Source organism: Actinomycetospora sp. ABD4_176, assembly GCF_056311855.1.
Genome location: NZ_CM149974.1, coordinates 5,549,729 through 5,574,388, shown reverse-complemented (window position 1 = coordinate 5,574,388; position 24,660 = coordinate 5,549,729). Strand labels below are relative to the sequence as shown.

Below are 24,660 nucleotides of genomic sequence, written 5' to 3'. Positions count from 1 at the left end.
CGGCGTGCGCGGTCCCTACCCCACCGCGGGGACGATCGCCTCGATGAGGTGCGGCCCCGGTTCGCGGTGCGCCCACCGCAGGGCGTCCAGCAGGTCCTCGGTGGTCTCGACGCGCCGTGCCGGGACGCCGTAGCCGGTCGCGAGCGCGACGAAGTCGGGCGTCGGGTCGGTGAGGGTCAGCATCCGCCCGGCACGCCCGGAGTGGGCCGCCTCCCCGGCACCGGTCCGCGCCAGCTCGACGCGCAGGATCGCGTAGGCCGCGTTGTTGATCAGCACCGTGGTGACGTCGAGCTGCTCGCGGGCCTGGGTCCACAGCGCCTGCAGCGTGTACAGGGCGCTGCCGTCGGCCTGCACCGCGACGACCGGCCGGTCCGGGGCCGCGACCGCCGCGCCCACCGCCGCGGGCGGGCCCTGGCCGATCGCGCCGCCGGTGAGCGCCAGCTGGGTGTGCGGGGCTGCGGTCTGCAGGGCCGGGGCGAGCACGGCCGCAGCGGTCAGCGACTCGTCCACCACGATCGCGTCCTCGGGCAGCGTCGCCGCGACCGCGGCGCACAGCGAGCGCACGTCCAGCGGGCCGGGCGCGGGTTCCGGGGCGTCCCGCGGCGCCGGCTCGGCGACCGCGTCCGGCGCCACCTCGGCGGCGAGCGCCTCGAGGGCGGCGGCCGCGTCGGTCGCCGCGTCGGCGAGCCCGACCACGGTGGCGCCGCCGGGCACCAGGTCGCCGGGCACACCGGGGTAGCCGAAGAACGACACCGGGGAGCGCGCCCCCGCCAGCACCAGCGACGACGCCCCGTCGAGCTGCTCGAGCGCCTGCTCGGCGAAGTAGGCGAGCTTGTCGACGCGGGGGCGCCCGGCGCCGGTGTCCCAGCGCCGCGGGAAGGTCTCGACGAGCAGGCGCGCGCCAGTGGCGGCGGCGACGCGGCCCGCGGCGTCCATCGCGCGCGCGGTCAGCGCCGGGCCGCCGAGCAGCATCACCGCGCCGGGCTCGCGCACCGCCTTGGCCGCGTCCGTCACCCGCGAGGCCGCCGGCGGGAAGGGGGCCGCGGCCGGCAGCGGCGGCACCGGCACCGCGCCGTCGGACCACGACACGTCCGCGGGCAGGACCAGCGTCGCGACCTGGCCGCCGCGCTCGGTCGTCGCCGCCACGGCACGCACCGCGTCGTCGGCGACGTCCCGCACGTCGCCGCAGGTGTGCACCCAGCCCGACACCGTCCGCGCGAGCGCGGTGATGTCGGACTCGAGCGGGGCGTCGTGGCGGACGTGGTCGGTGGCGTGCGCGCCGACGACGCAGAGCAGCGGGGTGCCGGCCCGCCGCGCGTTGTGGAGGTTCGCCATCCCGTTGCCGAGCCCGGGCCCGAGGTGCAGGAGCACCGCGGCGGGCCGCCCGGTGATGCGCGCGTGGGCGTCGGCCGCCCCCGTCGCGACACCCTCGAACAGCGTCAGGACGCCGCGCATCGCCGGGACGTCGTCGAGGGCCTGCACGAAGTGCATCTCGGAGGTGCCGGGGTTCATGAAGCAGACGTCGACACCCGCCCCGACCAGCGAGCCGACGAGGGCCTCGGCGCCCCTCACGCGGCCCGCCGGCCGTGGGTGGCGGACGGGGAGCACCACGAGATCGTCATGGGTCCACCTCACACGGTCTGGGCCGGCGGCGGAAGCCGGGGCCGGCAGTCGACCGCCCCGTCAGGACGATGACCCGGTACTGACGCACGGCGCATACTCCTCGGCGAGCGGGAGCACCGGCGCTCCCCGACGGGAGGACGGTGCACGATGCCGCTCGATCCGCAGATCGAGGCCCTGCTCGCGCAGATGGCCGCCGAGGGCGCGAGATCGCCGGAGAGCATGACGGTCGCCGAGAACCGGGCCATGATCGAGGAGTTCGCTCCGCTCGGCGGGCCGCCGGCGGAGCTCGCCCGGGTCGAGGACACCGCCGCGCGCGGCCCCGAGGGCGACATCCCGGTGCGGGTCTACGTGCCGCCGGGCGGAGGTCCGCTGCCCGTGGTCGTCTACTACCACGGCGGAGGGTGGGTGATCGGGAGCCTGGACAGCCACGACGTCCTCTGCCGCGCGCTGGCCGCCAGGTCCGGGTGCCTGGTCGCGGCCGTCGACTACCGGCTCGCACCCGAGCACCGGTTCCCCGCCGCGGTCGACGACGCCGAGGCCGCCCTGACCTGGGCGGCGGAGAAGATCGGCGACTTCGGCGGCGACCCCGCCCGACTCGCCGTCGCAGGTGACAGCGCGGGCGGCAACCTCGCGGCCGTGGTCGCCCAGCTCGCCAAGGAGCGGGGAGGGCCACGACTGGCGTTCCAGCTCCTGATCTATCCCGCCACCGACCGCTTCGACGACAGTCCGTCGATGTACGAGAACGTCGGCGGCCCGCTGCTCTCCCGGGCCTGGATGGAGTGGTTCTACGGCTGCTACCTCCACTCGCCGGACGAGGGCGCCGACACCCGGTTCTCGCCCGGCCGCGCCGAGGACGTGAGCGGCCTCCCGCCCGCGCTGGTGATCACCGCGGAGTTCGACCCGCTGCGCGACCAGGGCGCGGCGTACGCCGGCAAGCTGCGGGCGGCCGGCGTCGACGCGCAACTGCTCCCGGTCGACGGCATGATCCACGGGTTCGTCTCGATGGCCGGGGTCGTCGACAAGGCCCGGGAGACCGTGGACGCGGCGGGCGACGCGCTGCGGTCGGCGCTGGCCTGAGCGGGCGCCGTCGCCCTCCAAGGCGCTGGTCTACAGCTACTTCGGCTCCAAGGAGGGCGTGCACGCGGCGTGCCTCGCCGAGGCCGGCGGCCTGCTGACCGCGGAGATCGAGCGGGTGGCCCGCGACGGGAGCGCCGGCGTCGAACGGGAGTGCGCACGCTCGCGGCGATGTTCGCGGTGCTCGACGACCGTCGCCACGTCTGGCGCCTCCTGCACGACCGCACGGCCCCCGCGGACGGCCCGGCGGCCGAGGTCGTCGCGCGGTACTCCGCCCGCATCGAGGCCCTGGCCCAAGAGGGGGTCCTCGAGCTGCTCGGCGACGCGGGGATCACCGACGAGCTCGACGTCTCGGCGATGGTCCGGACGTGGCTCGGCATCGTCGACTCGTTCATGAACTGGTGGGTCGATCACCCCGACCAGGACGCCGAGGAGATGACCCGGCGGGTGGCCCGGCTGATCGCAGCGCTGGTGTCCGACCACACCCGTCGCCGGACCCGGGACCCGGGACCCGGCGGCGCGGCGCCCGACGGGTAGATCGCGCCCGGGTCGCCGGGACGGACGTCGGCGGTGGGGAGCAGCGCGCATCGGGGCCGGCCCCGGACTTCGTCCCGGGGGGAAGGAACCGCGTCCGGGACCGGCACCACCATGGTGGCACTCGCCGCGGTGTCGCGCTTCCGGGTCGCCGACCTCGAGGGCCGTCAGGCGTCAGTCGCCCTGTCGGGCGGCAGGCGTACCGGGGGTGGCCACGGCGTGGACCGCGAGGGCGTCGATGTCCCGCGGACCCACCCCGGCCGGGCGCCGCCGCTCCCGCCAGGGCCGCGCGGACCACCGTCGGGACCAGTCCGCCGTGGCGATCAGCGGCAGGAACCCGGCCCAGAACTCGTTGACGAGGTCCCAGAGGGGCGGTCCGCCGCACCACTCCTCGGACATCGTCGCCCGGCCCGCGAAGCCCGCGACGACCTCGCAGGCGACCCAGCCCGGGTCGGCCTCGTCACGGAGCAGGCCGCCCGCCCGCGCCCCGACGAGCAGTTCCTCGGCCTCGTCACGCCACCACGTCCCGACCTCGGCCAGGGTCGGCGCGGTGACGACGCGGTCGCGCAGCACCCGGCCCGCACCGCGCACGATCGGGTCGTCGAGACGGACGATCACCGCGTCGGTGAGCAGGACCAGCGCTTCGAGATCGTCGCCGGCGACCCGACGGACCGCGGGCAGGACCTGCTCCCACGACTCGCTCATCGCCACCACGAGGGCCTCGGCGACGGCGAGCTTGGACGCGAAGTGGAAGTAGAACGCGCCCTTGGTCGGGAGTCCGCCGTCCCCCAGGAGCTCGTTCAGCGCCGTGCCGTGGAAGCCCTGCACCGCGAAGCGCTCGCCCGCCGCCGCGAGCAGGGCGCGCCGGGTCGCGCGCGACCGCTCCTGCTGCGGGACCCGCCCCCCGTCCGTCGTCGACGTGGCCTCGCTCGCCACGGCACGCTCCTCCAACCCGGTCGGCCTGCGCGACCGACCCCACAGCCTGCCGGTCGACATCCACCCCCGACAGAGGGCAGCCCACCCGGAGGGCGCCTGGTGCGCCGATCGGCCGCATTTCCTGGACGAGGGGCGCCTCGGCTGGCCGGCGAACGGATCCGACCCTTCCCCGGAACCGTACCGCTGGGTACGGTTCAGGGGCGGGCCTGGTGCAGTCGGGGGCCCTGATCCGCGTACGGGGGGTGGCGACGTCGCCGGAAGGGGGGCCGGCGACGTTGTCCCCGCCCGTCGGCGACGGCGCTGCCCGTCCGCTCAGCCGGTCGTGCGGACGGCGTCGCGGATCAGCTGCGCGACGGCGTCGGGCCGCGACACCGTGACGGCGTGGGAGGCCGTGACCTCCACCGAGTGCGCCCCTGCCCTCTCCCCCATGAACCGCATCGAGGCGGCGGGGATGGCGAGGTCGTCGGTGGTGACCAGGTTCCAGGACGGGACGGTCTTCCAGGCGGCCCTCGTCGCCGGCTCCTCGAGCGCCGCGGCGGTGATGGGCCGCTGGGTGGCCGCCATGAGGTCCGCGACGTCCTCGTCGACGTCGGCGGCGAACACCTTCCGGAACTCCTCCTGCCGGATGGAGAGGTCGCTGGCGGTGCCGCCACCGGGGAGCGGGACCGGGACGGCGTCGAGGGCGGCACCGAGCTGGGCGCCGGGGAACCGCGCAGCCAGCTCCCCGGTGCTCTCCCCCGGCTCCAGGATGAAGCTCGCGACGTAGACGAGCGCCCGGACGCCCGGGTGGCCCTCGGCGGCTTCGCTCATCACCGAACCGCCGTAGGAGTGGCCCGCCAGCACGATCGGGCCCTCCACGCCGTCCAGGACGCCGCGCACGTACGCGGCGTCGTCGTGCAGGCCGCGCAGCGGGTTGGCGACGGCGACGACGCGGAGGCCGTCACCCGCGAGTTCACGGATGACGCCGTTCCAGCTGGAGGAGTCGGCGAACGCGCCGTGGACCAGGACCACGGTGGGACGGGTGTCGGAGTTGCTCATCGGAGGCCTTCCTGAGTGTGCGACAGTTACATGCAAAATATTGCACTACGCACGGCGCAGAGCAAGGGTGTCGCGTTGACAGGAGCCGACATTCGGGATGCGGTGTGCCGCATGCCGGTGCCAGGAGGTCGGGGACTCGTCGCGCGGTCGCTCCTGCGGGAGGACGCCTACCGGGCGATCCGGGACGCGATCGTCGACGGCACGCTCGCCCCCGGGGAGCGACTGGCCGACGCCGACCTCGTCGAGTGGCTGGGCGTCAGCCGCACGCCGGTGCGCGAGGCCCTCGCCCGACTCGAGCAGGCGGGCCTGGTCCAGACCAAGCCCGGCCGGTACACGATGGTCAGCCCGCTCGACGTCCGCGCGGCCCGCAACGCCCAGTCGGTCACCGCCGCCATGCACGAGCTCGCGGCCCGGGAGGCCCTGCCGAACCTGTCCGCCACCGAGCTCGACGCGATGCGGACCGCCAACCGGCACTTCGCCGACGCCCTGCGGGCCGACGACGCCGACGCGGCCATCGCCGCCGACGACGACTTCCACGGCGTCCTGGTCACGGCCAGCGCGAACGACGCCCTCCGCGAGGTCCTCGAGCGCTACACGCCGGTGCTGCGCCGCCTGGAGAGGCTCCGCTTCTCCTCCCTCAGCGGCCGGGACTCGGTCGCCCAGCACGAGCGGATCATCGCGCTCTGCGCGGCCGGCGACGTGGACGGCGCCGCCGCCGCGAACCGCGCCAACTGGCAGACGCTCGCCGTGCTCATCGACGGTCTCGACGAGGCCGCCGACGCTCCGGAGCGGTGATCAGCTGGTCGCGCTGTCGAGCCCTATGGCGTGGCCGAGACGCTGCTGCTTGGTCCGGAGGTAGCGCAGGTTGTCCGGGCCGGCGGCGGGTGGCAGGCCGACCCGCTCCAGGATCTCGAGACCGTAGCCCGCGAGCCCGGTGTACTTCGCCGGGTTGTTGGTGATCAGTCGCAACCGGCTGACGCCCAGGTCGGCGAGAATGTGCGCGCCCGTACCGTAGGTGCGGGTGTCGACGGGCAGGCCCTGCGCGATGTTCGCGTCGACGGTGTCCAGACCGGTGTCCTGGAGGGCGTAGGCGCGGATCTTGTGGGCCAGGCCGATGCCGCGCCCCTCGTGTCCCCGCAGGTAGACCAGCACCCCGGCGCCCTCGGCGGTGATCGCGCGCAGCGCCTGCTCGAACTGCGCGCCGCAGTCGCAGCGCAGGGAGCCGAGGACGTCGCCGGTCAGACACTCGCTGTGGACCCGTACCAGGGCGCCGCGGGCCGAGCGACCGGCGGCCGCCGCGTCGCCGTGGACGAGCGCGAGGTGCTCGGTGCCGTCGACGGTGGAGCGGTAGGCGACGGCCCGGAACGGCCCGAACGCGGTGGGCATCGCGGAGGTCGCGACGTGCTCGACGAAGCTCTCGGTGGCGCGACGGTGGCGAACGAGGTCGGAGATCGCGACCACCGGTAGGTCGTGTTCGGCGGCGAACCGGACCAGCCCCGCGCCGCGGAGCATGCCGCCCTCGTCGTCGACGATCTCGCCGATGACCCCGACCGGGGTGCGGCCGGCCAGCCGGAGCAGGTCCACCGCGGCCTCGGTGTGGCCGGCCCGGACGAGGACGCCGCCGTCGCGGGCGCGCAGGGGGAAGACGTGGCCGGGGCGCCGCAGCTCGTCGCCCCGGGTCGCGGAATCGGCGAGGGCGGCGATGGTGCGCGCCCGGTCGGTGGCCGAGACACCGGTGCCGGTGGCCACGTGGTCGACGGTGACGGTGAAGGCGGTGCCGTGGGGGTCGCCGTTGGCGTCGACCATCGCGGGCAGGCCGAGCACGTCGGCGCGCTCGCCCGTCATCGGGGCGCAGACGATCCCGGTCGTGTGCCGCACGATGAATCCCAGCTGAGCGGGGGACACCGTGTCGGCGGCCACGACGAGGTCGCCCTCGTCCTCGCGGTCGGCGTCGTCGGTCACGACCACCATCCGGCCCTCGGCGAGCGCCGCGACCGCGCGCTGCACCGACGTCGTCGACGGCAGCTCGGCCACGGGTGTGCGTGGGTCCGGTGCGGTCTCGGTCATGGTGGTGTCCTCTCGCGCGACGATTCCTGCCGTGACGCTAGGAATTCCGGATCGGCCACCACCATCCGTTCCGCGCACGTCGATGACCGATCCCCGCCGGACGCCGTGGACGGATAGGCGGCGGCGGTGTGCGGATATCGCCGATCCGGCGCGCCTCCCTACGTTTTCCGGACATGGACGAATGGTCGGCGGACGAGGTCCGCATCGAACCCACGCACATGCGTCACGTGCTCGGCCACTTCGCGTCGGGCGTCGTCGTGATCACGGCGATGACGCCGGACGGGCCGGCGGGGTTCACCTGCCAGTCGTTCGGCTCGCTGTCGCTCGACCCGCCGCTCGTCTCGTTCTCGCCCTCTCGCACGTCGACCACCTGGCCCCGGATCCGCGAGGTCGGGCACTTCTGCGTCAACGTGCTGGCCGACGGCCACCGCGACACGAGTACGGCGTTCGCGCGCTCCGGTGCCGACAAGTACGCCGGGGTGTCGTGGGCTCCCGCGCCGTCGGGCGCGCCGCGCCTCGACGGGGTGGTCGCCTGGATCGACTGCACGCTGCACGGCGAGTTCCCCGGTGGCGACCACACGATCGTCGTGGGCCGGGTCCGGTGCCTCGACGCCGACCCGGACCCCGCCCCGCTGCTGTTCCACCGGGGCGCGTACGGCGTCCTCGCGGTGGGCAACGGGATCTAGCCCCTGTCGCGGAGCGTCTCGCGGGGCAGCTCCCCGAAGCGCTCGCGGTACTGCTGGGCGAAGCGACTCTGGTGCAGGAAGCCCCAGCGCAGCGCCACCTCGGTGACCTGCAGGTCGGCAGGGTGGCCGCGCAGCAGCTCGGCGCGGACGTGGTCGAGGCGCAGGCGCCGCAGGTAGCTCATCGGGGACTCCCCGAGCTCCTGCTGGAAGGTCGCGTGCAGGGTGCGGACGCTCAGGCACCCGACCCGCGCGAGCTCCTGCGGGGTGAGCGGCTCGTCGGCGTGCTGCTCCATGTACTCGAGCACGGGCCCGAGCCGGCCCCGGCGCACGGGGTCCGCGGGCGCGGCGAGCGCGTCGGTGTAGCGGTGCCGGCCGGCGTGCAGCAGCTGGGTCATGACGAAGGCCTCGAGCTGCTCGCGGGCCAGCGGCATGTCGCCCAGACCGCCCGGGCGGTCGAGCTCGCGGGCGAGGAACTCGACCGACGACAGCAGAGTCCGCCCGGCCGGTGACGTGAGGTCGATGCCGAAGGCGAAGTCGACGACGTCGTGGACGGGACGTCCGAGCTGGTCCCCGAGGTGCGACTCGAGGCTCGTCCGCGGAATCTTCAGGATCCACTGCTCCGCGTCGGCCGACCACCGGACCGTGTTCGTGTGGGTCGGCAGCAGGACCACGCCCGACCGGCCGGCCGCCGTGGTCCCGCGCGTCCCGTCCGACCGCTCCGCGCGCGTGGCCCCCGCGATCGTCAGGTTGACGTGGTAGTTGTCCTCGGTCGGCGGCATGACCAGCTTCGCCGGCGACTGGTAGGTCAGGAACCCGAAGGTGAACAGCCGGTCGGTCGTCGCGTTGAGCGTCATGGCGACGTCCTCGGCGGGCGCGTCCAGGTCGTGGTCGAGGTAGACCCGGGCCACCGCCTCACGCGCCTCGTCGAGCCGGCGGGTGTCGAGGACAGGGTGGCGCCGCAGGCGCCCCGACCCGTGACCCTCGTCGTCGCGGACGGATGCCATCGCCCGACACCTCCCCGTGCCGATCCCCCGGGACCGCTTCCGAGGACGCTAGGCGGGACGCGGGGCGACGAACAGCCCGAGAGTGCAGCGCGCCATCCGTTCCGTGCGGGAGCGCCGCGCGACGACGTGGATCGGCTCACCGTGGGGACGCGCGACGAGCGTGCACGGAACGGATCGGGCGGCGCCGTGCGCGGATATCGGTTCTCCTCTCCCCGTTCCTAGCGTCGTCCTCGCCGGAATCGCCTCCGGCAGGACCACGGCAAGGAGAACGTCGATGACGACATCCCTCGAGGAGTTCAAGCTCTTCATCAACGGCAAATCCGTCGACGCCGTTTCCGGCGGCACCTTCACCTCCGACGACCCCTATCGCGGAGAGGCGTGGGCGCGCCTCGCCGACGGGCGCGCCGAGGACGTCGACGAGGCCGTCGCCGCGGCCCGCTCCGCCTTCGAGGGCGAATGGGGGCGGATGACGGGGTTCCAGCGTGCTGCGGTCATCCGGCGGTGCGGCGACGCGGTCGCGGCGAACGCCGAGCGCCTGGCCCGACTCGAGGTCAACGATTCCGCCAAGCTGCTGCGCGAGATGCGCGGGCAGCTGACCAGCCTGCCGCAGTGGTACCACTACTTCGCCGGGCTGGCGGACAAGATCGAGGGCCGCACCGTACCGCCGGTCAACCCGAACTACTTCGGCTACACCCAGCGAGAGCCGGTCGGCGTCGTCGGCGCCATCACGCCGTGGAACTCGCCCCTGCTGCTGCTCACGTTCAAGCTGGCCCCGGCGCTGGCGGCGGGCTGCACGATGGTGGTCAAGCCCTCCGAGCACTCCCCCGCCTCGACCGTGGCCTTCGCCGAGATCCTCCACGAGGCCGGCCTCCCCGCCGGGGTGCTCAACGTCGTCACCGGCTGGGACCGCGCCACCGGCGAGGCACTCGCCGGCCACCCCGGCGTCGACAAGATCGCCTTCACCGGGTCGACCGCCACCGGCGCGAAGATCGCCCAGGCCGCCGGCGCCAACATCAACCGCGTCACGCTCGAGCTGGGCGGCAAGTCGCCGCAGATCGTGTTCCCCGACGCGGACCTCGACGCCGCCGCCAACGGCCTGGTGGCCGGCGTCTTCGCCGCGACCGGGCAGACCTGCATGGCCGGCTCCCGGCTCATCGTCCACGCGGACGTGCACGACGCCCTGGTCGAGAAGGTCGCCGCCCGCGCCGAGGCGATCGTCCTCGGCGACCCCACCGAGGCGGCCACCGAGATGGGCCCGGTGGCCAACCGCCCGCAGTACGAGAAGGTGCTGGGCTACCTGCGAGGCGCCGCGGACGAGGGCGCCACCTTCGCCTCCGGCGGCGGCCCCGACGAGCGCGGCGGGCTCTTCGTCCGGCCGACGGTCATCACCGGTGTGACCCCGGAGAACACCGTGGTCCGCGAGGAGGTCTTCGGACCGGTGCTGGCCGCCTACACGTTCACCGACGAGGACGAGGCCCTCAAGCTCGCCAACGACACCCCCTACGGCCTCGCCGGCGCCGTGTGGACGAAGGACGTGCACCGCGCCCACCGCGTCGCCGCCCGGCTGCGCGCCGGCACCGTCTGGATCAACGCCTACCGCGTGATCGCGCCGAACATGCCCTTCGGCGGCTTCGGTTCCAGCGGCATCGGCCGCGAGAACGGCGTCGACGCCATCGCCGAGTACACGGAGAACAAGTCCGTCTTCGTCGAGCTCACCGGCGGCACCCGCGACCCGTTCCAGCTCGGCTGACGCGCGCTCGCCGACGACACCCACCCCGACGAAGGAGATCCCGTGACCGTCACCGCCAACGAGCGCCTCGGCCTCGCCCCCACCGACCCGCGCCCCGCGAGCGAGACGCGCCCCCTGGTCGACCGCACCCTCACCAACCCGCTGTTCGGCGACCAGAAGATGAAGCTCGGCCTGTTCGGCGTGAACTGCTCCTACGGGCTGATCATGAGCCACGCGCCCAGCACCTACGAGATCACCTGGGCCCACACCAGGGAGATCGCCCGGCGCGCCGACCGCATCGGCTTCGACGTCCTCGTCCCGGTGGCCCGCTGGAAGGGCTTCGGCGGCTCCACCAACTTCAACGGCAACTGCTTCGAGACCTTCACGTGGGCCGCGGGCATCGCGGAGGCCACCGAACGGATCGCGGTCGCGTCCACCTCCCACCTGCCGACCGTGCACCCGATCGTCGCGTCCAAGATGGCGACCACCATCGACCACATCTCGGGCGGCCGGTTCGCGCTGAATCTCGTGATGGGCTGGGTCGCCCCCGAGATGGAGATGTTCGGATCCGAGCAGCGCGAGCACGACGAGCGCTACGCGTTCGGTCAGGAGTGGCTCGACTTCGCCGACCGCCTGTGGAGCGAGGAGGGCACCTTCGCCGTCCACACGCGGTACTTCGACGGCGAACTGCTCGAGGCGTACCCCAAGCCGCACCAGGCTCCGCGCCCGGCGCTGCTCAACGCCGGCAACTCGGCCTCGGGCATCGAGTTCTCCGCCCGCAACGTCGACATCAACTTCGCGTCCCTCGACACGCTCGAGAACATCCGGTCCTACAGCGACAAGGTCCGGGCGAAGGCGCGCGACGACCACCGGCGCGACATCCAGGTGATGACCTACGGCCTCGTCGTCTGCCGGGACACCGAGGAGGAGGCGCAGCGCGCCTTCCAGCAGGTCGTCGACGAGGGCGACTGGGGCGCGGCGGGCAACGTCATCAAGATGGCGACCTCCGGGGCCAGCCAGTCGTTCGCCCACGCCGCGACGAAGATGCAGGAGCGCTTCATCGCCGGCTGGGGCGGCTACCCGATCGTCGGGACCCCCGAGCAGGTCACCGAGAAGCTCGGCGAGCTCAACGACGCCGGCATGCAGGGCATGATCTTCGGGCTCATCGACTACAACGAGGAGCTCGAGTACTTCGACGACAACGTCATGCCCCTGCTCAAGCAGGCCGGGCTGCGGCACTGACGACGGTGGGGGCGCGGGGACACCGCGCCCCCACCGTCTCTCACGCCAGGGCGCGAGGGAGGTGCCGTTCCTCGAGCTCAGGGTCCCGCGGAGCGCGGCGGATGCGCTGCGGGCTGCTCCGCGGCACCCGCTCGACCTCTCCCCGGGCTTCGAGATCGACCTTGGTGTAGGTGCAGTAGTTGCGCGTGCGCCCGCCGGGGAAGAGCGGATGGGTGGCGTAGCGCTGCTGCGCGGTGGCGACGACGTCGCGCAGGGCGACGGTGCCGTCCTCGCCGGCCTCGTCGTCGATCATCTGCAGGATGTGGGCCCGCATCAGCTCGTACTGGGCGAGGTCCATGGTCCAGCCGTCGAGACCGTCGGGCCGGGTCGCGTTGAAGATCTCCACCCGGCCGCGCTCGCGCGCGAGGGCGTCGGCGTGCCAGGCCCGCTCGGAGACCGGGCCGCTGTGCGGGTCCACGTCCGGGCTCAGCGCTCGTGGGCCGGGGCCTGCTCGACGTGGTCCTTGAGACGCACGAGGTCCTCGTCGTGCAGCCGTCGCACGCGTCGGCCCAGCAGCGCCTCCACCAGGTGCCGCGCACCGGGCGGGAGCGGGGCGGTGGCGCGGAAGTCGAGGTGCACGCGGGTGCGCTCGGCGTCGATCGCCTCGAGGCGGAAGTCGACCTCGGGGGTCATCACCCGACCTCCGGGGCCCTCGTTGCGCAGCCGGTACTCCACCCGGGCGGGTTCCACCGCGGTGAGGCGTTGGCGGCCCTTCTCGGTGCCCGCCGCGTCGCGGAACACGATGGCGGAGCCGAGCGAGCGGCCGTCGCCGTCGAGCGCGCACCGGTACCCGGTCGCGTCGGGCCACGCCGACCACTGCACGAGCCGGTGCTCGTCGGCGATCGCCTGCTGCACCTGCGGCAGTGGCCGCTCCACGGTGATGCTCCGGGTCCACTCCATCGTCCGTCCTCCGTTGGTTCGATCGGTGAACGATGAGACAATGGAACCATGACGTCGCTCGAGACGCACCTCGACGGCCCGCTGCTCCTCGCCTGCCGGGAGCTGGCGCGGGCCATGGACGAGTTCGAGGAGGCCGCGTGCGCGACGCTGGGACTGGGGCGCAGCGACCTGCGCGCGCTCAACCTCCTGGAGCACGGGCCGCTGCGCCCCTCGACGCTGGCCCGGCGCCTGGGCCGGACCCGCCCGGCGGTGACGGCACTGATCACCCGCCTCGAGCAGGCCGGTCACGTGGCGCGCACCGCCGTTCCGGGAGACCGTCGCGCCGCTGCGGTGGAGCTGCGACCGGCGACCTGGCAGGTACTGGCCCGGGTCTACCGGCCGGTCGGCGAGGAGATCGGACGGCTCGACGCGGGACTGGACGACGCCACGCGGCACGCCGTCGTGCAGACCCTCGGGACGATCGTCGCCTCCTTCGACGGGGTCCGCGCGGCCCGGGCGGACGGGGCCGGTCCGGACCACGAGCCCGTCGAGCCGGGGTGATCGGTGCGGCGAGCACGGCGCCGATCTCGCCGGTGGTCGTGCTCACGCCCGCGAGCGCGTGAGGATGCGCGGCCGGTCGTGTCCAAACCGAACGAGGTCGACGGTCAGCGCCGCCCGACCGGACGGCTCCGTCGACACGTGAGGGAGGACCGACGTGAGCACCCCGTCCAGCACCACCAGCACTGCCGGCACCGCCCGCCCGCGCCGGCGGGGCCGGGACGTGCGGGTCCGGGTGCGGGGCGTGGTCGCGCTGGCGGGACTCCTGGCGTTCTCCGTCGTCGGCGGGGTCCATCGCTTCGCCCCCGACCTCTGGACGCTGCCGGGCCACTGACGCGCGCGCCCCGAACCGCCGGGATGCCGACGTCAGCCGCGCGCCGGCGGGGTCAGGATCCGACGCCGGGGGCACGGCACGTGACGGGCGGACCGCCGCGTGCCCTTCCGTCCGTCGCGGACGGGGCCGGGGGGGTCGACGCGGACGGCAGCGCCGCCGCGTAGCGCTGCACGCGCCGTCCCCGGAGCACCGCGACCAGCACCGCCCCGGCGGCGAGCACCGCCAGCGGCGGCTCGACCAGCAGCAGCCCGCCGGCGACCAGCGCGCCGGCGAGCGCCAGCACCTGCCAGCGGCGCAGGGCCGCGCGGCAGCGGGCCACCTCGGCGGCGACCTCACGCGGGTCGGCGTCGGCGGGTGCCACCAGCGCTGAGCCCTGGCCGTCGCCCCGCAGCGCGAGCCACGCGTTGGCCACCGCGGCGAGCCCGAAGACCACCGCCCACACGGTCGCCCCCTGCGCACCGCGGACGCCGGCCAGGGCCAGGAAGCCGACCGCCAGCGCCAGGTACCGCCACGTCACCGTCGTCCTCACGCGATCGCCCCCACCAGCTCGAGGATCGCCACCACGCCGCAGACGGTGAGGAAGAGCGAGCCGAGAGCGACGAGCACCCGCAACGTCCGGCCCATCCGGTAGGGCCCCGGCAGGTTGACCTTGTCGATGTAGAGCAGCCCGGCGCCGTAGATGCCGCAGGCGAAGACCCCGCCGAGGATGGAGGCCGGGGTGATGAGGTCGGTGAAGCTCAGGTCGGAGAGGATCGCGGCGAGGGCGATGACCCCGGTCCAGCCGTAGACCAGGGGCCGGATGCCGCGCTGGCCGCGGGCCCGCACCTTCTCCGAGACCGCCGCGAGGCTCTCGTAGGCCGTCCAGGAGTACGCCTCCCACAGCGCGTAGATCGTCCCGAACAGGACCATGACGATCGCGACGATGTAGAAGTACTCGAACACGGGCGCGACCACGCCGAAGAACTGCGACTGGTAGGTCAGGACGTCGTCGTCCTCGGGCACCTGCTGCTGCGCGCCGAGGATGGTGGCGCCGTTCATCATGAACGCGGCCGCGATGACGCCGAGCGCCACGAACGCGGCGAGCATGTCGAACAGCGGAGCGCGGCTCCAGGCCCGTGCCGTGGCGACGTCCTCCGGCGCGGTCGACAGCGGGAGCGGGGCGCGGTCGTCGTGGGCCGCCAGGTCCTCCTCGATGCGGGCGGCGTCCCGGTGGCCGAGCATCCCCCACTTCTTCTCGCGCAGCATGCCCGTGTAGCCGATGTAGTCGTACATGCCGCCGCCGAGGCCGCCCATGAACACCGCGAGCTCGACCCACACCGACGTCTCCGCGACGTCGGGGTACCGCTCGGCCACGAACGGGGCGTAGTCCGGGATGACCGGCACCAGCCCGCGCAGGGCGGCCAGCCAGTCCGGGTTCGACACGAACACCGCGACGAGGACCAGGAGGACCATGAGCCCGGCGATCGCGACCTGCACCTTCTCCAGCACCGCGTAGCCGCCGATGAACGACAGCGCCGCGGCGAGGAGCAGCACGCCGATGGCCCACAGGGTGGCGTTGCCGAGCCCGAGGGCGTCGAGGTAGTCACCGAGCGCGGTCGCCACCCCGCTGGCCCAGCCCGGGAAGGAGGCGAAGCAGATGATCACGAGCACGATCGGGAACCATCCGCGCGGGCCCGGCAGCACCCGCGCGAAGCGCCGCATCGGGTGCTCGCCGGTGAGCGTGATGTAGCGGTTCGAGGCGTAGACCAGCGCCCCCTTGGCGACGCAGCCGACCACCACGGCCCAGAGCACCGCGTAGCCGAAGACCGCGCCCTCGCGGGAGGCGAGGATCGACTCGCCGCTGCCGATCGTCAGCGACGCGATGATCGCGCCGGGTCCGAAGTACCGCAGCGCGGTCGCCAGCCCCACGCGTCGCTTGCGCAGCGCCGCGGGCGCCTCGGGAAGGCGCAGCGCCGGGCCCGCGCGGTCGGTCTCGGAGGTGGACACACCGCTCACCCCATCCGCACGACGTCGGAGGTCCCGAACCGCTCCGCGACCAGCTGCTTGACCCCGCGGGGGAAGTCACGCTCGGCGGCGAGGTGGGTCGGCGTGAACTTGCGCATCGCGTCGCCGTCGCCGGCGAAGGCCGCGGCGCAGAGCTCGGGGGCGACGTTGGCGAGCGCGAGGATGCCGCCCGCGCAGCCGAGCGCCCCGGCCAGGTGCATCAGCCCCGGTTGCCCGGTCCAGACGGGCCCGGCGTAGGAGTCGACGGTGGCGAGCAGGCGGGTCGCGTCGCCGGAGGAGTCCTTGACGCCCGCGACCGGCAGCGAGGGCAGCATCTCCACCGGGATCCCGGGCGGGGACACCGCCGGGAAGTGGTAGGCGAGCACCGGCGTCGAGCCCGCCGCGTCGGCGATCTCGCGGTAGTAGCCGGACGGGTCGGCCAGCCCGCGGGGCGTGCGGGCGATGACGGCGTCCACCCCGGTCTCGACCGCCTGCGCGGTGACGCGGGCGGCCTGGTGGGTCGACGCGGCGCCGGTGCCGCCGATGACGACGGCGTCCCCGACCGCGGCGCGCACGGCCGTGAAGAGCCGCAGGCGCTCGTCGTCGTCGAGCGCGTCGGCCTCGCCGGTCGTGCCGGCCACGACGATCGCGTCGCTGCCGAGGTCGACCAGCCGTGCGGCCAGGTCGGCGGTGGCGTCGGCGTCGAGCGCCCGGTGCTCGTCGAACAGCGTCACGAGGGCGACGCCGACGCCGGTGAAGACGGGATCCATTCCGGTACCTCCTCGTCGGAGTTGTGCAGTGGGTGCAGTGGGTTCAGTGGGACTCGCGCGGGACTTCGGCGCCGCTGTGCCCGACCAGGAAGTCGAGGTCCGCGCCGCGGTCGGCCTGCTGCACGTGCTCGGTGTAGAGCCGGGTCCAGCCCCGGCTGCTGGGCGGCGCGGGAGCACGCCACCGCGCGCGCCTTGCGGCGAGCTCGTCGTCGTCGACGTGCAGGACCAGCCGCCGGCCGGGGACGTCGAGCTCGATCTCGTCGCCGGTCTCGACCAGCGCGAGCGGGCCGCCGACCGCGGCCTCGGGGGCGACGTGCAGCACGACCGTGCCGTACGCCGTGCCGGACATCCGCCCGTCGGAGACCCGCACCATGTCGCGCACCCCGCGCTCGAGCAGCTTGCGGGGCAGCCCGACGTTGGCGACCTCGGGCATCCCCGGGTAGCCGCGCGGCCCGTTGTTGCGCAGCACCAGCACCGTCGAGGGGTCGCACTCCGGGGCGTCGAGCTCGTCGCTGACCGCCCGGTACTCCTCGGGGGAGTCGAAGACCAGCGCGCGGCCCCGGTGCTGCCGCAGGTCCGGCGACGCGGCCGACTGCTTGATCACCGCACCGTCGGGCGCGAGGTTGCCGTGCAGCACGGCCGTGCCGCTGCCCGGGGGCGCCAGCGGCGCGTCGAACGGGCGGATGACCTCGCGGTTCCAGCACGCGGCGTCGGCGATGCCGTCGCCGAGCGTGCCGCCGGCCACGGTGGGGCGCCCGAGGTGGAGCAGGTGCGCGATCTCGGCCATCACGGCCGGCAGCCCCCCGGCGTAGCAGAGGTCCTCCATGAGGAACCGGCCCGACGGCTCGAGGTCGACGAGCGTGGGCACGTCGCGACCGAGGGCGTCGACGTCGTCGAGCGTGAACGGCACGCCGAGGCGGCCGGCGATCGCGGCCAGGTGGATGACGGCGTTGGTCGAGCCACCGATGGCCGCGTTGACCCGGATCGCGTCCTCGAACGCCTCCCGGACCATGATCGCCGACGGCCGCACGTCGTCGCGGACGAGGTCGACGATGCGCTGCCCCGCGCGTTGCGCGGTCTCGTCGCGACGGGCGTCGACGGCCGGCCAGGTCGCCGAGTAGGGCAGCTGCATCCCCAGCGCCTCGACCAGGCACGCCATCGTCGACGCGGTGCCCATCGTCATGCAGTGCCCGGGCGAGCGGGCCATCGCGCCCTCGGCCACGGCGCACTCGGCCTGGGTGATCGTGCCGGCGGCGAGCTCCTCCTCGAACCGCCACACCTGGGTGCCCGAGCCCAGCTGACGGCCCTGGTAGCGGCCGCTGAGCATCGGCCCGCCGGTGACCACCACCGCCGGGATGTCGACGCTGGAGGCGGCCATGAGCAGCCCGGGCGTCGTCTTGTCGCAGCCCGAGAGCAGGACCAGCCCGTCGAGGGGGTTGGCCCGCATGAGCTCCTCGGCCTCCATCGCGAGGAGGTTGCGGTAGAGCATGGCGGTGGGGCGCAGCAGCGTCTCGCCGAGCCCGGTGCACGGGAACTCCCGCGGGAAGCCGCCCGACTGCCACACCCCGCGCTTGACCGCCTCGGCCACGCGGTGCAGGTGGGCGTTGCAGGGCACGAGCTCCGACCAGGTGGTGGCGATCCCGATGACCGGGCGGCCGTCGAAGACCTCGTCGGTGACGCCCTGGTTGCGCATCCAGGAGCGGTGGATCATCCCGGACCGGCCCTCGGCGCCGAACCACGCCGTGCTGCGTCCGCTCATGGGCGGCCTCCCGCGGTCGTGAGGTGGGCGCGGACCCATTCCTCGACCTCGACGACGTGGGTGGTCGCCGCGGTCCACGCGGCGAGCGAGTCCCGCGCGCGCAGGGCCCGCAGGATCGCCACGTGCTGGTCGTGGGTCCACGACAGGACGTCGTGCTCGACGATCGCCCGCCAAATCCGCACACGTGCCGTGCGCCCGGCGACGGCGGCGGTCAGCGACGCGAGCGTCGCGTTGCCGGCCGCGGTGGCGATCGCGGCGTGGAAGTCGAGGTCCTCGGCGACGAGGCGCTCGGGGTCGTCGAGCCCGCGCATGTGCTCGAGCCGGTCCTGCAGGCCCGCCAGGGCGGCCTCGTCGATGCGGGTCGCGGCCAGGGCGGTGGCGCCGGGCTCGAGCACCCGGCGGCACTCGAACAGCTCGGCGACCCCGTGCTCGCCGACGAGGTCGAGGAACGTGCCGCTCGCCCGCACGAGCCGGTCGGGCCGCAGGTCGCTGACGAACGTGCCGTCCCCGCGCCGCACCTCGAGCACGCCCGCTCCCGCGAGCGTGCGCACCGCCTCGCGCAGCGACAGGCGGGAGACGTCGAGCTCGGCCGCCAGGTCCGCCTCCGGGGGCAGGCGCTCCCCCGCCGAGAACTCCCCGTTCTCCACGCGGGCGACCAGCGCCCCGATCACCCGGTCGACGACGCTCCCGGTGCGGGCGCTCTCCTCGGTCCGCGTCACGTCGCGGCCCGCCAGGCCGAGCCGTGCGGGAACGCGTACGCGGCCCGGGACGCCGGGAGGATCTCGGCGCTGTAGCCGGGCCGGGTCGGCGTGAGGTAGGACGGGCCGCGCATCCGGACCGGGTCGACGAAGTGCTCGTGGAGGTGGTCGACGTACTCGATCATGCGGTCCTCGCGGGAACCGCTGATCGCGACGTAGTCGAGCATCGAGAGGTGCTGGACGAGCTCGCAGAGCCCGATGCCGCCTGCGTGCGGGCAGACGGGGACGTCGTGCGCGGCCGCGAGCAGCAGGACCGCGACGGCCTCGTCGACACCGCCGGGCCGGGCCGCGTCGAGCTGGCAGACGCCCATGGCGCCCGCGGCCAGGAACTGCTTGAACATCACCGCGTTGTGGGCGTGCTCGCCGGTGGCGACGCGGGTGGGGGCGATGGCGCGCGCGATCGCGGCGTGGGCGAGGACGTCGTCGGGGCTGGTCGGTTCCTCGAACCACCAGATGTCGGAGGGCGCGAGCGCCTCGGCCCAGCGCACCGCGTCGGCGGCGCCGAGCGTCTGGTTGGCGTCGATCATCAGGCGGCGTCCCGGCCCGATGACCTCGCGGGCGAGCGCGCAGCGGCGCACGTCGTCGGCGAGGTCCCGCCCGACCTTGAGCTTGACCGCGTCCCAGCCCGCGTCCACGACCTCGCGGCACAGGCGGGCGAGCTTGTCGTCGTCGTAGCCGAGCCACCCGGCGCTGGTCGTGTAGGCCGGGTAGCCCTCCTCGCGCAGCCGGGCCTCGCGCTCCGCGCGCCCGGGCACCTGCTTCTCGAGCATCTCCAGCGCGGCCTCGGGGGTCAGCACGTCGCGCAGGTAGCGCCAGTCGACGAGGTCGACCAGCTGCTGCGGGGTCATGTCGGCGAGGACCTTCCACACCGGCGCGCCGGCGACCTTGCCGATGAGGTCCCACGCGGCGTTGACGACCGCGGCGAGCCCGAGCTGGATCGTGCCCTTCGCCGGCCCGAGCCAGCGCAGCTGGCTGTCGGCCTGCAGGTACCGGGAGAAGCCGCCGGGGTCGGCGACGAGCTCGTCGATCGACCGGCCCCGCGCCCGCCGGCCGATCGCCGCCGCGGCCGCGGCCGCGAGCTCGTTGCCCCGCCCGATGGTGAACGTGAAGCCGTGCCCCTCCAGGCCCACGTCGGTGTGCAGCACGACGTAGGCCGCCGAGTAGTCGGGCGCCTCGTTCATGGCGTCCGACCCGTCGAGCGCGCGTGACGTCGGGAAGCGGAGGTCTACGGTCTCCACGTCGACGATGACCCCGGGCATCTCACTCCTCTGACGTCTCGACCTCGTCGTCGGGCCCCTACCACACGAAGCAGCGGCTCCTGCACCGTGCCAGGGCGAGACATCAGATGTCTAGGCTCGGTGAAGAGAGCTCCCACCGACAACGGGCCTCGAACGTCGACGTGGAGTGCGGCACGATCGCGGCATGTGCCGCAACATCCGGGTCCTGCACAACTTCGAGCCCCCGGCCACCGAGGGCGAGGTGCACGAGGCCGCCCTGCAGTACGTGCGCAAGATCAGCGGTGCCGCGCGCCCCTCGAAGGCGAACGAGGAGGCCTTCGCGCGGGCGGTCGCCGAGATCACGGCGAGCACCCGCACGCTGCTCGACGAGCTGGTCACCACCGCCCCGCCGAAGGACCGCGAGGTCGAGGCGGCCAAGGCCCGGGAGCGGGCCCGCGAGCGCTACGCCCGCTGAGCCGGCGCGCGCCGGGGTGAGCCGGTCGGCCTCACCTCCGACGGATGAGGCCGGGACCCGGCGCGTGGCCCACGATGAGGGCGGCGACCCGGGGGACGACGGCCTGGTCGGGAGGACGGCGTGTTCGAGACAGCTCTGCGCGAGGGCATCGAGCGGGCCCAGGAAGGACTGCGGCGCGCCCGTCGCGAGGACCTGCCGTACGAGGCGTCCGCGCACGCCGCACGCCTGCTCGATCTGCAGGACCGCGCGCACCACGCCGGCATCGACACCACGGGCTGGGTGGACCCGGAGCTCGTGACCGTGGCGCAGGCCCTGGCGGGAGACCTGTGACGGGAATCCGCACCGGTCGGGGTCGAGGGACCCGCGCGCCGCTCGACGACCCCGCGCTCAGCGCGCCCGGGTCCGCGAGCTGGGGCGGCGACTGAGCACGCGCTCCGAGGAGGTCGGCGTCGTGGGGACGGGCGCCGGTGCCTCGGCGGGAGCCGGTGCCTCGGCGGGAGCCGGCGGATCCTCGCCCCGGGCGCGACCGCGGGGCAGGCAGCACTTCTTGTACTTCGCGCGGGAGCCGCACCAGCACGGGTCGTTGCGGCCCGGCGGCCAGGGCAGGCGGGGGCCGGGCACGGGGTCGGCGCCGGGTTCGGTATCGGGGTCGTCGCCGGACAGCATCGCCGCGAGCAGCTCCGGGGTCGCGACCTCGACCTCCAGGACCTCGCCTCCGGCGTCCGCGGCCTGCAGCTCGCCCTCGACCAGCGCGCGGTGGGCGTCCCAGTCGCGGCCGATCTCCTCGGCCATCGACGGCTGCGCGGCGAGCAGCTGCGCGAACGCCGCCTCCGGGAAGAACACCAGGTCGGGGGCGGCGTCGAGGTCGTCGGCGAGCACGTCGTACTCGTCCGGGGCGAGGCCGAGCCCGGCGCGCACGTCGCGGCGCGTCACGACCAGCTCGTCCACCACCTCGGACACCTCGAGCTCCTCGTCGGACCCCTCGGCGGTGCGGTCCTCGCGCTCGATCGCCGTGAGCACGGCAGCGGTGAGCCACTGCTCGGCCAGCTCGCCGCGCCCGGTCTCCGTGAGCGCCTCGGCGACCGGTCCCACGGCGTCGGCCTCGCGGTGCAGGAGGGGGCGCAGGGCCGCGAGCGCCGCCATCCCCTCGTCCTCGCGGCCGAGACGCAGCAGGCGCTCGGCGTGGTGGGCCGCCAGCCACGACGCGTCGAGGGTGCCGCCGCCCGTGCCGGCCGCGCGCGCCGAGAGGGAGATGGCCTCCTCGTGGTCCCCGGCGCGCTCGCGGGCCTCCGCGGCGAGGCTCAGCGCGTAGCCCGTGTCGTCGGGATCGGCCAGCCGGCCCCCCTCGACCGCGGCGACCAGCTCGTCGGCGTGGGGCCGCGGGTCCCGCGCGCTCTGGACGGCGACGCCGATGTCGTCGAGGTCGTCCGAGGTCAGGAGCGGAGCCACCACCGCACCGTAGTCGGCGCCTCAGCGTCGCGGGTCCTCCGGCCACGCGTGCTTCGGGTAGCGCCCGCGCAGCTCCGCGCGCACCTGCGGGTAGCCGGAGTCCCAGAACGAGGCGAGGTCGGCGGTCACGGCCGCGGGGCGTCCCGCGGGCGAGAGCAGGTGGACGACGACGGGCACGCCCGCCAGCACCGGCGCCCGCTCCCACCCGAACGCCTGCTGGACCCTCAGCGCGACGACGGGCGCGGCCGGGTCGGTGTAGTCGACGCGGACGCGGTGCCCGGACGGGGTCGCGACGGCGGTCGGGGCGAGCTCGTCGAGCCGGCCGGCCTCCGACCACGGCACGAGGTGGCGCAGCGCGGGCGCGACGCGGAGGCGCGCGAGGTCGGCGCGGCGCCGCACCCGGCTGAGGTCGAGCCACTCGTCGAGCCGGACCAGCAGGGACTCGTCGTCGACGGCCGGCCACGGGTCGCCGCGCGCCGCGTGCAGGAACGCCAGCCGGGCCCGCAGCGCCGTCGCCGCGTCATCCCAGCGCAGCAGCCCGAGGCCCTCGGTGGCCAGGCCGTCTCGCACCGCGGCCGCGACCGCGGCCGGGTCGGGGTCGGTCAGGGGCCGGCGGGCCAGGACGATCGCGCCCAGGCGCTCGCGGCGCTCGGCCACGACGTCGCCGTCCTCCCAGGCCACCACCGGGTCGTCGCGCCACCAGCCGGCCGCGGCCTCCCGGGCGCGGTCCTCGTCGATCGGGACGGCGAGCCGGACCCGCGCGACCCGGTCCCCCGGCCCGCGCACCGCGTCGGCGACGGCGAGCCACGGACTGCCTCGCAGCCGCGACCCCGCGGCGAGCTCGACCCCGGTGCCCCCGGTCGTCAGGTACTCGCGCGCGTCGGCGCCGCGGGCGCGGGCGAGGCGGTCGGGGTAGGCGAGCGCGACGACGGTCGCCGCGGCCCCGGGAGCGGGGTCGGCGCGCCCCCGCCGACCACGGGACCCCAGCCGGCGGACCTCCGCCCGCCACCGCGGGTCGTCCGATGCCCGGACCGCCCGCCAGCGCTCCTCGAGGTCGTCGCCCTCGCCGGGCACGTCGGCGGCGAGCAGCGCGACCACCTCGGTCGCGGCGTCCGCCCCGACGGCCTCCCCGCCGTCGAGCAGGGCGCGCCCCAACCGCGGGTGGACCCCGGCCGTGGCCACCGACCGACCCCTGTCGGTGACGCGCCCGCTCCCGTCGACGACCCCGAGACCGCGCAGCACCTCCCGCGCGGCCTCGAACCCGGCGGCCGGGGGCGCGTCGAGCAGGGCCAGCCCGGCGGCGTCCGGTGTGCCCCACCGCGCGAGCGCCAGCGCGAAGCCCGCGAGGTCGGCGTGCGCCACCTCGGGGGCGTCATCGCGGTCGCGGTGCGCGTGCTCGGCCTCCGACCAGCAGCGGTACACCGTGCCCGGCGCCTCGCGGCCCGCGCGCCCGGCGCGCTGCGTCGCCGAGGACTGCGACGCGAGCACCGTGACCAGGGCGTCGAGACCGCGGGCGTGGTCGGTCCACGGGCGGCGGGACAGCCCCGCGTCGACGACGACCCGCACCCCCGGGACGGTCAGGCTCGTCTCGGCGACCGCGGTCGCCAGCACGACGCGGCGCTCGTCCGTCGAGCCGCTTAGCACCCGGTCCTGGTGCGCCGCGTCCTGCCCGCCGTGCAGCGACAGGAGCTCGGCGCCGACGTCGGGGACACCGCCCAGGCGCCGGGCGACCTCGTCGATCTCCCGGCGGCCGGGCAGGAAGACGAGCAGGTCACCGCTCGCCCCGGCAACGTGCCCCGTCGCTCCGCTCGCCCCGGACAGCGCGCGCCGCACGACCGCGGCGACGTGGTCGAGCAGGGCCGGTTCCACCCGCATCCCGCGCGGCGGCGGGACGGGGCGCGGCGGCGGGCTCCAGACGACGTCGACGGGGTGCAGCGGGTCGGGGGCGGTGACGACGGGGCCGTCGAGGACCGCCGCCAGGTCGTCGGCGGCGGCCGTCGCGGACGTCGCGAGCAGGCGCAGGTCCGGACGCAGGGCGGCGCGCGCGTCGGCCGCGAAGGCCAGTGCGAGGTCGGTGTCGAGGTGGCGCTCGTGGCACTCGTCGAGGACGACGGCGTCGACGCCGCCGAGCTCCGGGTCGCGCTGCAGCCGGGCGACGAGCAGCCCCGTGGTCACGACCTCCACCCGGGTGTCGGGCCCGCCGCGCCGCTCGCCGCGGATCGCGTAGCCGACCCGCCCGCCCACCGGCTCGCCGAGCAGCCACGCCATCCGCGCGGCCGCCGCCCGGACCGCGACGCGACGCGGCTCGGCGACGAGGACCCGCCCGCCCACCCGCCCGGCGAGCGCCAGCGGCACCAGCGTCGTCTTGCCGGTACCGGGCGGGGCGACGAGGACCGCGGCCCCGCGCTCGCCCAGCGCCGCCCCGAGCGCCGGCAGCGCCGCGCGCACCGGCAGGTCGAGGTCGACCTCGTCGATCACACCTGCCGGTCTACCAGCCGCGGCGACG

The 24,660-nt window shown here is 75.1% G+C and carries 25 protein-coding genes; 10 read left to right on the top strand and 15 right to left on the bottom strand.

What is annotated here, in order from left to right:
* Nucleotides 1-15: 15 nt before the first annotated feature.
* Nucleotides 16-1,572 (bottom strand): acetolactate synthase large subunit, encoded by a 1,557-nt coding sequence (locus tag ACYX4T_RS27065; protein ID WP_476012300.1) that lies wholly within the window; start codon nt 1,570-1,572, stop codon nt 16-18.
* A 198-nt stretch (nt 1,573-1,770) separates the two neighbouring features.
* On the opposite strand from ACYX4T_RS27065, the gene ACYX4T_RS27060 reads away from it, so the two are divergent.
* Together ACYX4T_RS27060 and ACYX4T_RS27055 are read left to right on the top strand one after the other, a co-directional pair.
* Nucleotides 1,771-2,700, top strand: a complete 930-nt coding sequence (locus tag ACYX4T_RS27060) for an alpha/beta hydrolase (protein WP_476012299.1) — start codon at nt 1,771-1,773, stop codon at nt 2,698-2,700.
* A 168-nt stretch (nt 2,701-2,868) separates the two neighbouring features.
* On the top strand, nt 2,869-3,234 hold the full coding sequence (locus tag ACYX4T_RS27055; protein WP_476012298.1) for a hypothetical protein: 366 nt from the start codon (nt 2,869-2,871) through the stop codon (nt 3,232-3,234).
* A 171-nt stretch (nt 3,235-3,405) separates the two neighbouring features.
* Here ACYX4T_RS27055 and ACYX4T_RS27050 read toward each other — a convergent pair whose 3' ends face one another.
* Together ACYX4T_RS27050 and ACYX4T_RS27045 are read right to left on the bottom strand one after the other, a co-directional pair.
* Complete coding sequence (locus ACYX4T_RS27050) at nt 3,406-4,167, bottom strand: hypothetical protein (protein WP_476012297.1); 762 nt, start codon at nt 4,165-4,167, stop codon at nt 3,406-3,408.
* Nucleotides 4,168-4,479: 312 nt separating this feature from the next.
* Nucleotides 4,480-5,205 (bottom strand): alpha/beta fold hydrolase, encoded by a 726-nt coding sequence (locus tag ACYX4T_RS27045; protein WP_476012296.1) that lies wholly within the window; start codon nt 5,203-5,205, stop codon nt 4,480-4,482.
* A 111-nt stretch (nt 5,206-5,316) separates the two neighbouring features.
* Between ACYX4T_RS27045 and ACYX4T_RS27040 the strand changes: the two genes are divergently transcribed.
* Nucleotides 5,317-6,000 (top strand): GntR family transcriptional regulator, encoded by a 684-nt coding sequence (locus ACYX4T_RS27040; RefSeq protein WP_476012295.1) that lies wholly within the window; start codon nt 5,317-5,319, stop codon nt 5,998-6,000.
* Here the strand turns inward: ACYX4T_RS27040 and ACYX4T_RS27035 are convergent, their stop codons facing one another.
* Nucleotides 6,001-7,272, bottom strand: a complete 1,272-nt coding sequence (locus ACYX4T_RS27035) for a bifunctional 3,4-dihydroxy-2-butanone-4-phosphate synthase/GTP cyclohydrolase II (protein WP_476012294.1) — start codon at nt 7,270-7,272, stop codon at nt 6,001-6,003. It lies immediately after the preceding gene.
* Nucleotides 7,273-7,445: 173 nt separating this feature from the next.
* On the opposite strand from ACYX4T_RS27035, the gene ACYX4T_RS27030 reads away from it, so the two are divergent.
* Entirely contained in the window at nt 7,446-7,958 is a 513-nt protein-coding gene (locus tag ACYX4T_RS27030; RefSeq protein WP_476012293.1) for a flavin reductase family protein, read from the top strand.
* Here ACYX4T_RS27030 and ACYX4T_RS27025 read toward each other — a convergent pair.
* Nucleotides 7,955-8,962, bottom strand: coding sequence for an AraC family transcriptional regulator (locus tag ACYX4T_RS27025; protein ID WP_476012292.1), 1,008 nt, complete (start codon nt 8,960-8,962; stop codon nt 7,955-7,957). The genes ACYX4T_RS27030 and ACYX4T_RS27025 overlap by 4 nt on opposite strands.
* A 274-nt stretch (nt 8,963-9,236) precedes the next feature.
* Between ACYX4T_RS27025 and ACYX4T_RS27020 the strand changes: the two genes are divergently transcribed.
* Both ACYX4T_RS27020 and ACYX4T_RS27015 read left to right on the top strand, forming a co-directional pair.
* Nucleotides 9,237-10,712 (top strand): aldehyde dehydrogenase, encoded by a 1,476-nt coding sequence (locus tag ACYX4T_RS27020; protein ID WP_476012291.1) that lies wholly within the window; start codon nt 9,237-9,239, stop codon nt 10,710-10,712.
* A 42-nt stretch (nt 10,713-10,754) separates the two neighbouring features.
* On the top strand, nt 10,755-11,933 hold the full coding sequence (locus tag ACYX4T_RS27015) for an LLM class flavin-dependent oxidoreductase (protein WP_476012290.1): 1,179 nt from the start codon (nt 10,755-10,757) through the stop codon (nt 11,931-11,933).
* A 40-nt stretch (nt 11,934-11,973) separates the two neighbouring features.
* Here the strand turns inward: ACYX4T_RS27015 and ACYX4T_RS27010 are convergent, their stop codons facing one another.
* Together ACYX4T_RS27010 and ACYX4T_RS27005 are read right to left on the bottom strand one after the other, a co-directional pair.
* Complete coding sequence (locus ACYX4T_RS27010) at nt 11,974-12,390, bottom strand: DUF6958 family protein (RefSeq protein WP_476012289.1); 417 nt, start codon at nt 12,388-12,390, stop codon at nt 11,974-11,976.
* Between the two features lie 8 nt (nt 12,391-12,398).
* Entirely contained in the window at nt 12,399-12,872 is a 474-nt protein-coding gene (locus ACYX4T_RS27005) for an SRPBCC family protein (RefSeq protein WP_476012288.1), read from the bottom strand.
* A gap of 48 nt (nt 12,873-12,920) precedes the next feature.
* On the opposite strand from ACYX4T_RS27005, the gene ACYX4T_RS27000 reads away from it, so the two are divergent.
* Both ACYX4T_RS27000 and ACYX4T_RS26995 read left to right on the top strand, forming a co-directional pair.
* Nucleotides 12,921-13,412, top strand: a complete 492-nt coding sequence (locus ACYX4T_RS27000; RefSeq protein ID WP_476012287.1) for a MarR family winged helix-turn-helix transcriptional regulator — start codon at nt 12,921-12,923, stop codon at nt 13,410-13,412.
* A 154-nt stretch (nt 13,413-13,566) separates the two neighbouring features.
* Entirely contained in the window at nt 13,567-13,743 is a 177-nt protein-coding gene (locus ACYX4T_RS26995) for a hypothetical protein (RefSeq protein ID WP_476012286.1), read from the top strand.
* 52 nt (nt 13,744-13,795) lie between these two features.
* Here the strand turns inward: ACYX4T_RS26995 and ACYX4T_RS26990 are convergent, their stop codons facing one another.
* The 6 genes from ACYX4T_RS26990 to ACYX4T_RS26965 are packed head-to-tail and all read right to left on the bottom strand — an operon-like array spanning nt 13,796 to nt 20,272.
* The gene (locus ACYX4T_RS26990; RefSeq protein ID WP_476012285.1) at nt 13,796-14,260 is read right to left on the bottom strand and encodes a hypothetical protein; all 465 of its coding nucleotides are present in this window, start codon (nt 14,258-14,260) and stop codon (nt 13,796-13,798) included.
* 8 nt (nt 14,261-14,268) lie between these two features.
* Entirely contained in the window at nt 14,269-15,729 is a 1,461-nt protein-coding gene (locus ACYX4T_RS26985) for an Nramp family divalent metal transporter (protein WP_476012284.1), read from the bottom strand.
* 5 nt (nt 15,730-15,734) lie between these two features.
* Entirely contained in the window at nt 15,735-16,496 is a 762-nt protein-coding gene (locus ACYX4T_RS26980) for a dihydrodipicolinate synthase family protein (RefSeq protein WP_476012283.1), read from the bottom strand.
* Between the two features lie 43 nt (nt 16,497-16,539).
* Nucleotides 16,540-18,255 (bottom strand): IlvD/Edd family dehydratase, encoded by a 1,716-nt coding sequence (locus tag ACYX4T_RS26975; RefSeq protein ID WP_476012282.1) that lies wholly within the window; start codon nt 18,253-18,255, stop codon nt 16,540-16,542.
* Nucleotides 18,252-18,974 carry a FadR/GntR family transcriptional regulator gene (locus tag ACYX4T_RS26970; RefSeq protein ID WP_476012281.1) on the bottom strand — a complete coding sequence of 241 codons (723 nt, stop codon included), beginning with the start codon at nt 18,972-18,974 and terminating at the stop codon, nt 18,252-18,254. The genes ACYX4T_RS26975 and ACYX4T_RS26970 overlap by 4 nt, the downstream gene beginning before the upstream one ends.
* A complete protein-coding gene (locus ACYX4T_RS26965; protein WP_476012280.1) occupies nt 18,971-20,272 on the bottom strand; it encodes an enolase C-terminal domain-like protein in 1,302 nt (433 codons plus the stop codon). The genes ACYX4T_RS26970 and ACYX4T_RS26965 overlap by 4 nt, the downstream gene beginning before the upstream one ends.
* Nucleotides 20,273-20,435: 163 nt before the next feature.
* Here ACYX4T_RS26965 and ACYX4T_RS26960 point away from each other — a divergent pair, with 163 nt between their 5' ends.
* Together ACYX4T_RS26960 and ACYX4T_RS26955 are read left to right on the top strand one after the other, a co-directional pair.
* Nucleotides 20,436-20,705 (top strand): DUF2277 domain-containing protein, encoded by a 270-nt coding sequence (locus ACYX4T_RS26960; protein ID WP_476012279.1) that lies wholly within the window; start codon nt 20,436-20,438, stop codon nt 20,703-20,705.
* Nucleotides 20,706-20,825: 120 nt separating this feature from the next.
* Complete coding sequence (locus tag ACYX4T_RS26955; protein WP_476012278.1) at nt 20,826-21,035, top strand: hypothetical protein; 210 nt, start codon at nt 20,826-20,828, stop codon at nt 21,033-21,035.
* A 57-nt stretch (nt 21,036-21,092) separates the two neighbouring features.
* Here ACYX4T_RS26955 and ACYX4T_RS26950 read toward each other — a convergent pair whose 3' ends face one another.
* Nucleotides 21,093-22,154 (bottom strand): SEC-C domain-containing protein, encoded by a 1,062-nt coding sequence (locus ACYX4T_RS26950; RefSeq protein ID WP_476012277.1) that lies wholly within the window; start codon nt 22,152-22,154, stop codon nt 21,093-21,095.
* A gap of 21 nt (nt 22,155-22,175) precedes the next feature.
* Nucleotides 22,176-24,632 carry an ATP-dependent helicase HrpB gene (hrpB, locus tag ACYX4T_RS26945; RefSeq protein ID WP_476012276.1) on the bottom strand — a complete coding sequence of 819 codons (2,457 nt, stop codon included), beginning with the start codon at nt 24,630-24,632 and terminating at the stop codon, nt 22,176-22,178.
* Between the last annotated feature and the right edge of the window lie 28 nt (nt 24,633-24,660).

What these genes read in the sequence shown, in the direction of transcription:
- ACYX4T_RS27060 (WP_476012299.1), top strand. Translation starts at nt 1,771, where the DNA reads ATGCCGCTCGATCCGCAGATCGAGGCCCTGCTCGCGCAGATGGCCGCC.
- ACYX4T_RS27055 (WP_476012298.1), top strand. Translation starts at nt 2,869, where the DNA reads ATGTTCGCGGTGCTCGACGACCGTCGCCACGTCTGGCGCCTCCTGCAC.
- ACYX4T_RS27045 (WP_476012296.1), bottom strand. Translation starts at nt 5,205, where the DNA reads ATGAGCAACTCCGACACCCGTCCCACCGTGGTCCTGGTCCACGGCGCG.
- ACYX4T_RS27040 (WP_476012295.1), top strand. Translation starts at nt 5,317, where the DNA reads ATGCCGGTGCCAGGAGGTCGGGGACTCGTCGCGCGGTCGCTCCTGCGG.
- ACYX4T_RS27035 (WP_476012294.1), bottom strand. Translation starts at nt 7,272, where the DNA reads ATGACCGAGACCGCACCGGACCCACGCACACCCGTGGCCGAGCTGCCG.
- ACYX4T_RS27030 (WP_476012293.1), top strand. Translation starts at nt 7,446, where the DNA reads ATGGACGAATGGTCGGCGGACGAGGTCCGCATCGAACCCACGCACATG.
- ACYX4T_RS27025 (WP_476012292.1), bottom strand. Translation starts at nt 8,962, where the DNA reads ATGGCATCCGTCCGCGACGACGAGGGTCACGGGTCGGGGCGCCTGCGG.
- ACYX4T_RS27020 (WP_476012291.1), top strand. Translation starts at nt 9,237, where the DNA reads ATGACGACATCCCTCGAGGAGTTCAAGCTCTTCATCAACGGCAAATCC.
- ACYX4T_RS27005 (WP_476012288.1), bottom strand. Translation starts at nt 12,872, where the DNA reads ATGGAGTGGACCCGGAGCATCACCGTGGAGCGGCCACTGCCGCAGGTG.
- ACYX4T_RS27000 (WP_476012287.1), top strand. Translation starts at nt 12,921, where the DNA reads ATGACGTCGCTCGAGACGCACCTCGACGGCCCGCTGCTCCTCGCCTGC.
- ACYX4T_RS26980 (WP_476012283.1), bottom strand. Translation starts at nt 16,496, where the DNA reads ATGGATCCCGTCTTCACCGGCGTCGGCGTCGCCCTCGTGACGCTGTTC.
- ACYX4T_RS26975 (WP_476012282.1), bottom strand. Translation starts at nt 18,255, where the DNA reads ATGAGCGGACGCAGCACGGCGTGGTTCGGCGCCGAGGGCCGGTCCGGG.
- ACYX4T_RS26965 (WP_476012280.1), bottom strand. Translation starts at nt 20,272, where the DNA reads ATGCCCGGGGTCATCGTCGACGTGGAGACCGTAGACCTCCGCTTCCCG.
- ACYX4T_RS26960 (WP_476012279.1), top strand. Translation starts at nt 20,436, where the DNA reads ATGTGCCGCAACATCCGGGTCCTGCACAACTTCGAGCCCCCGGCCACC.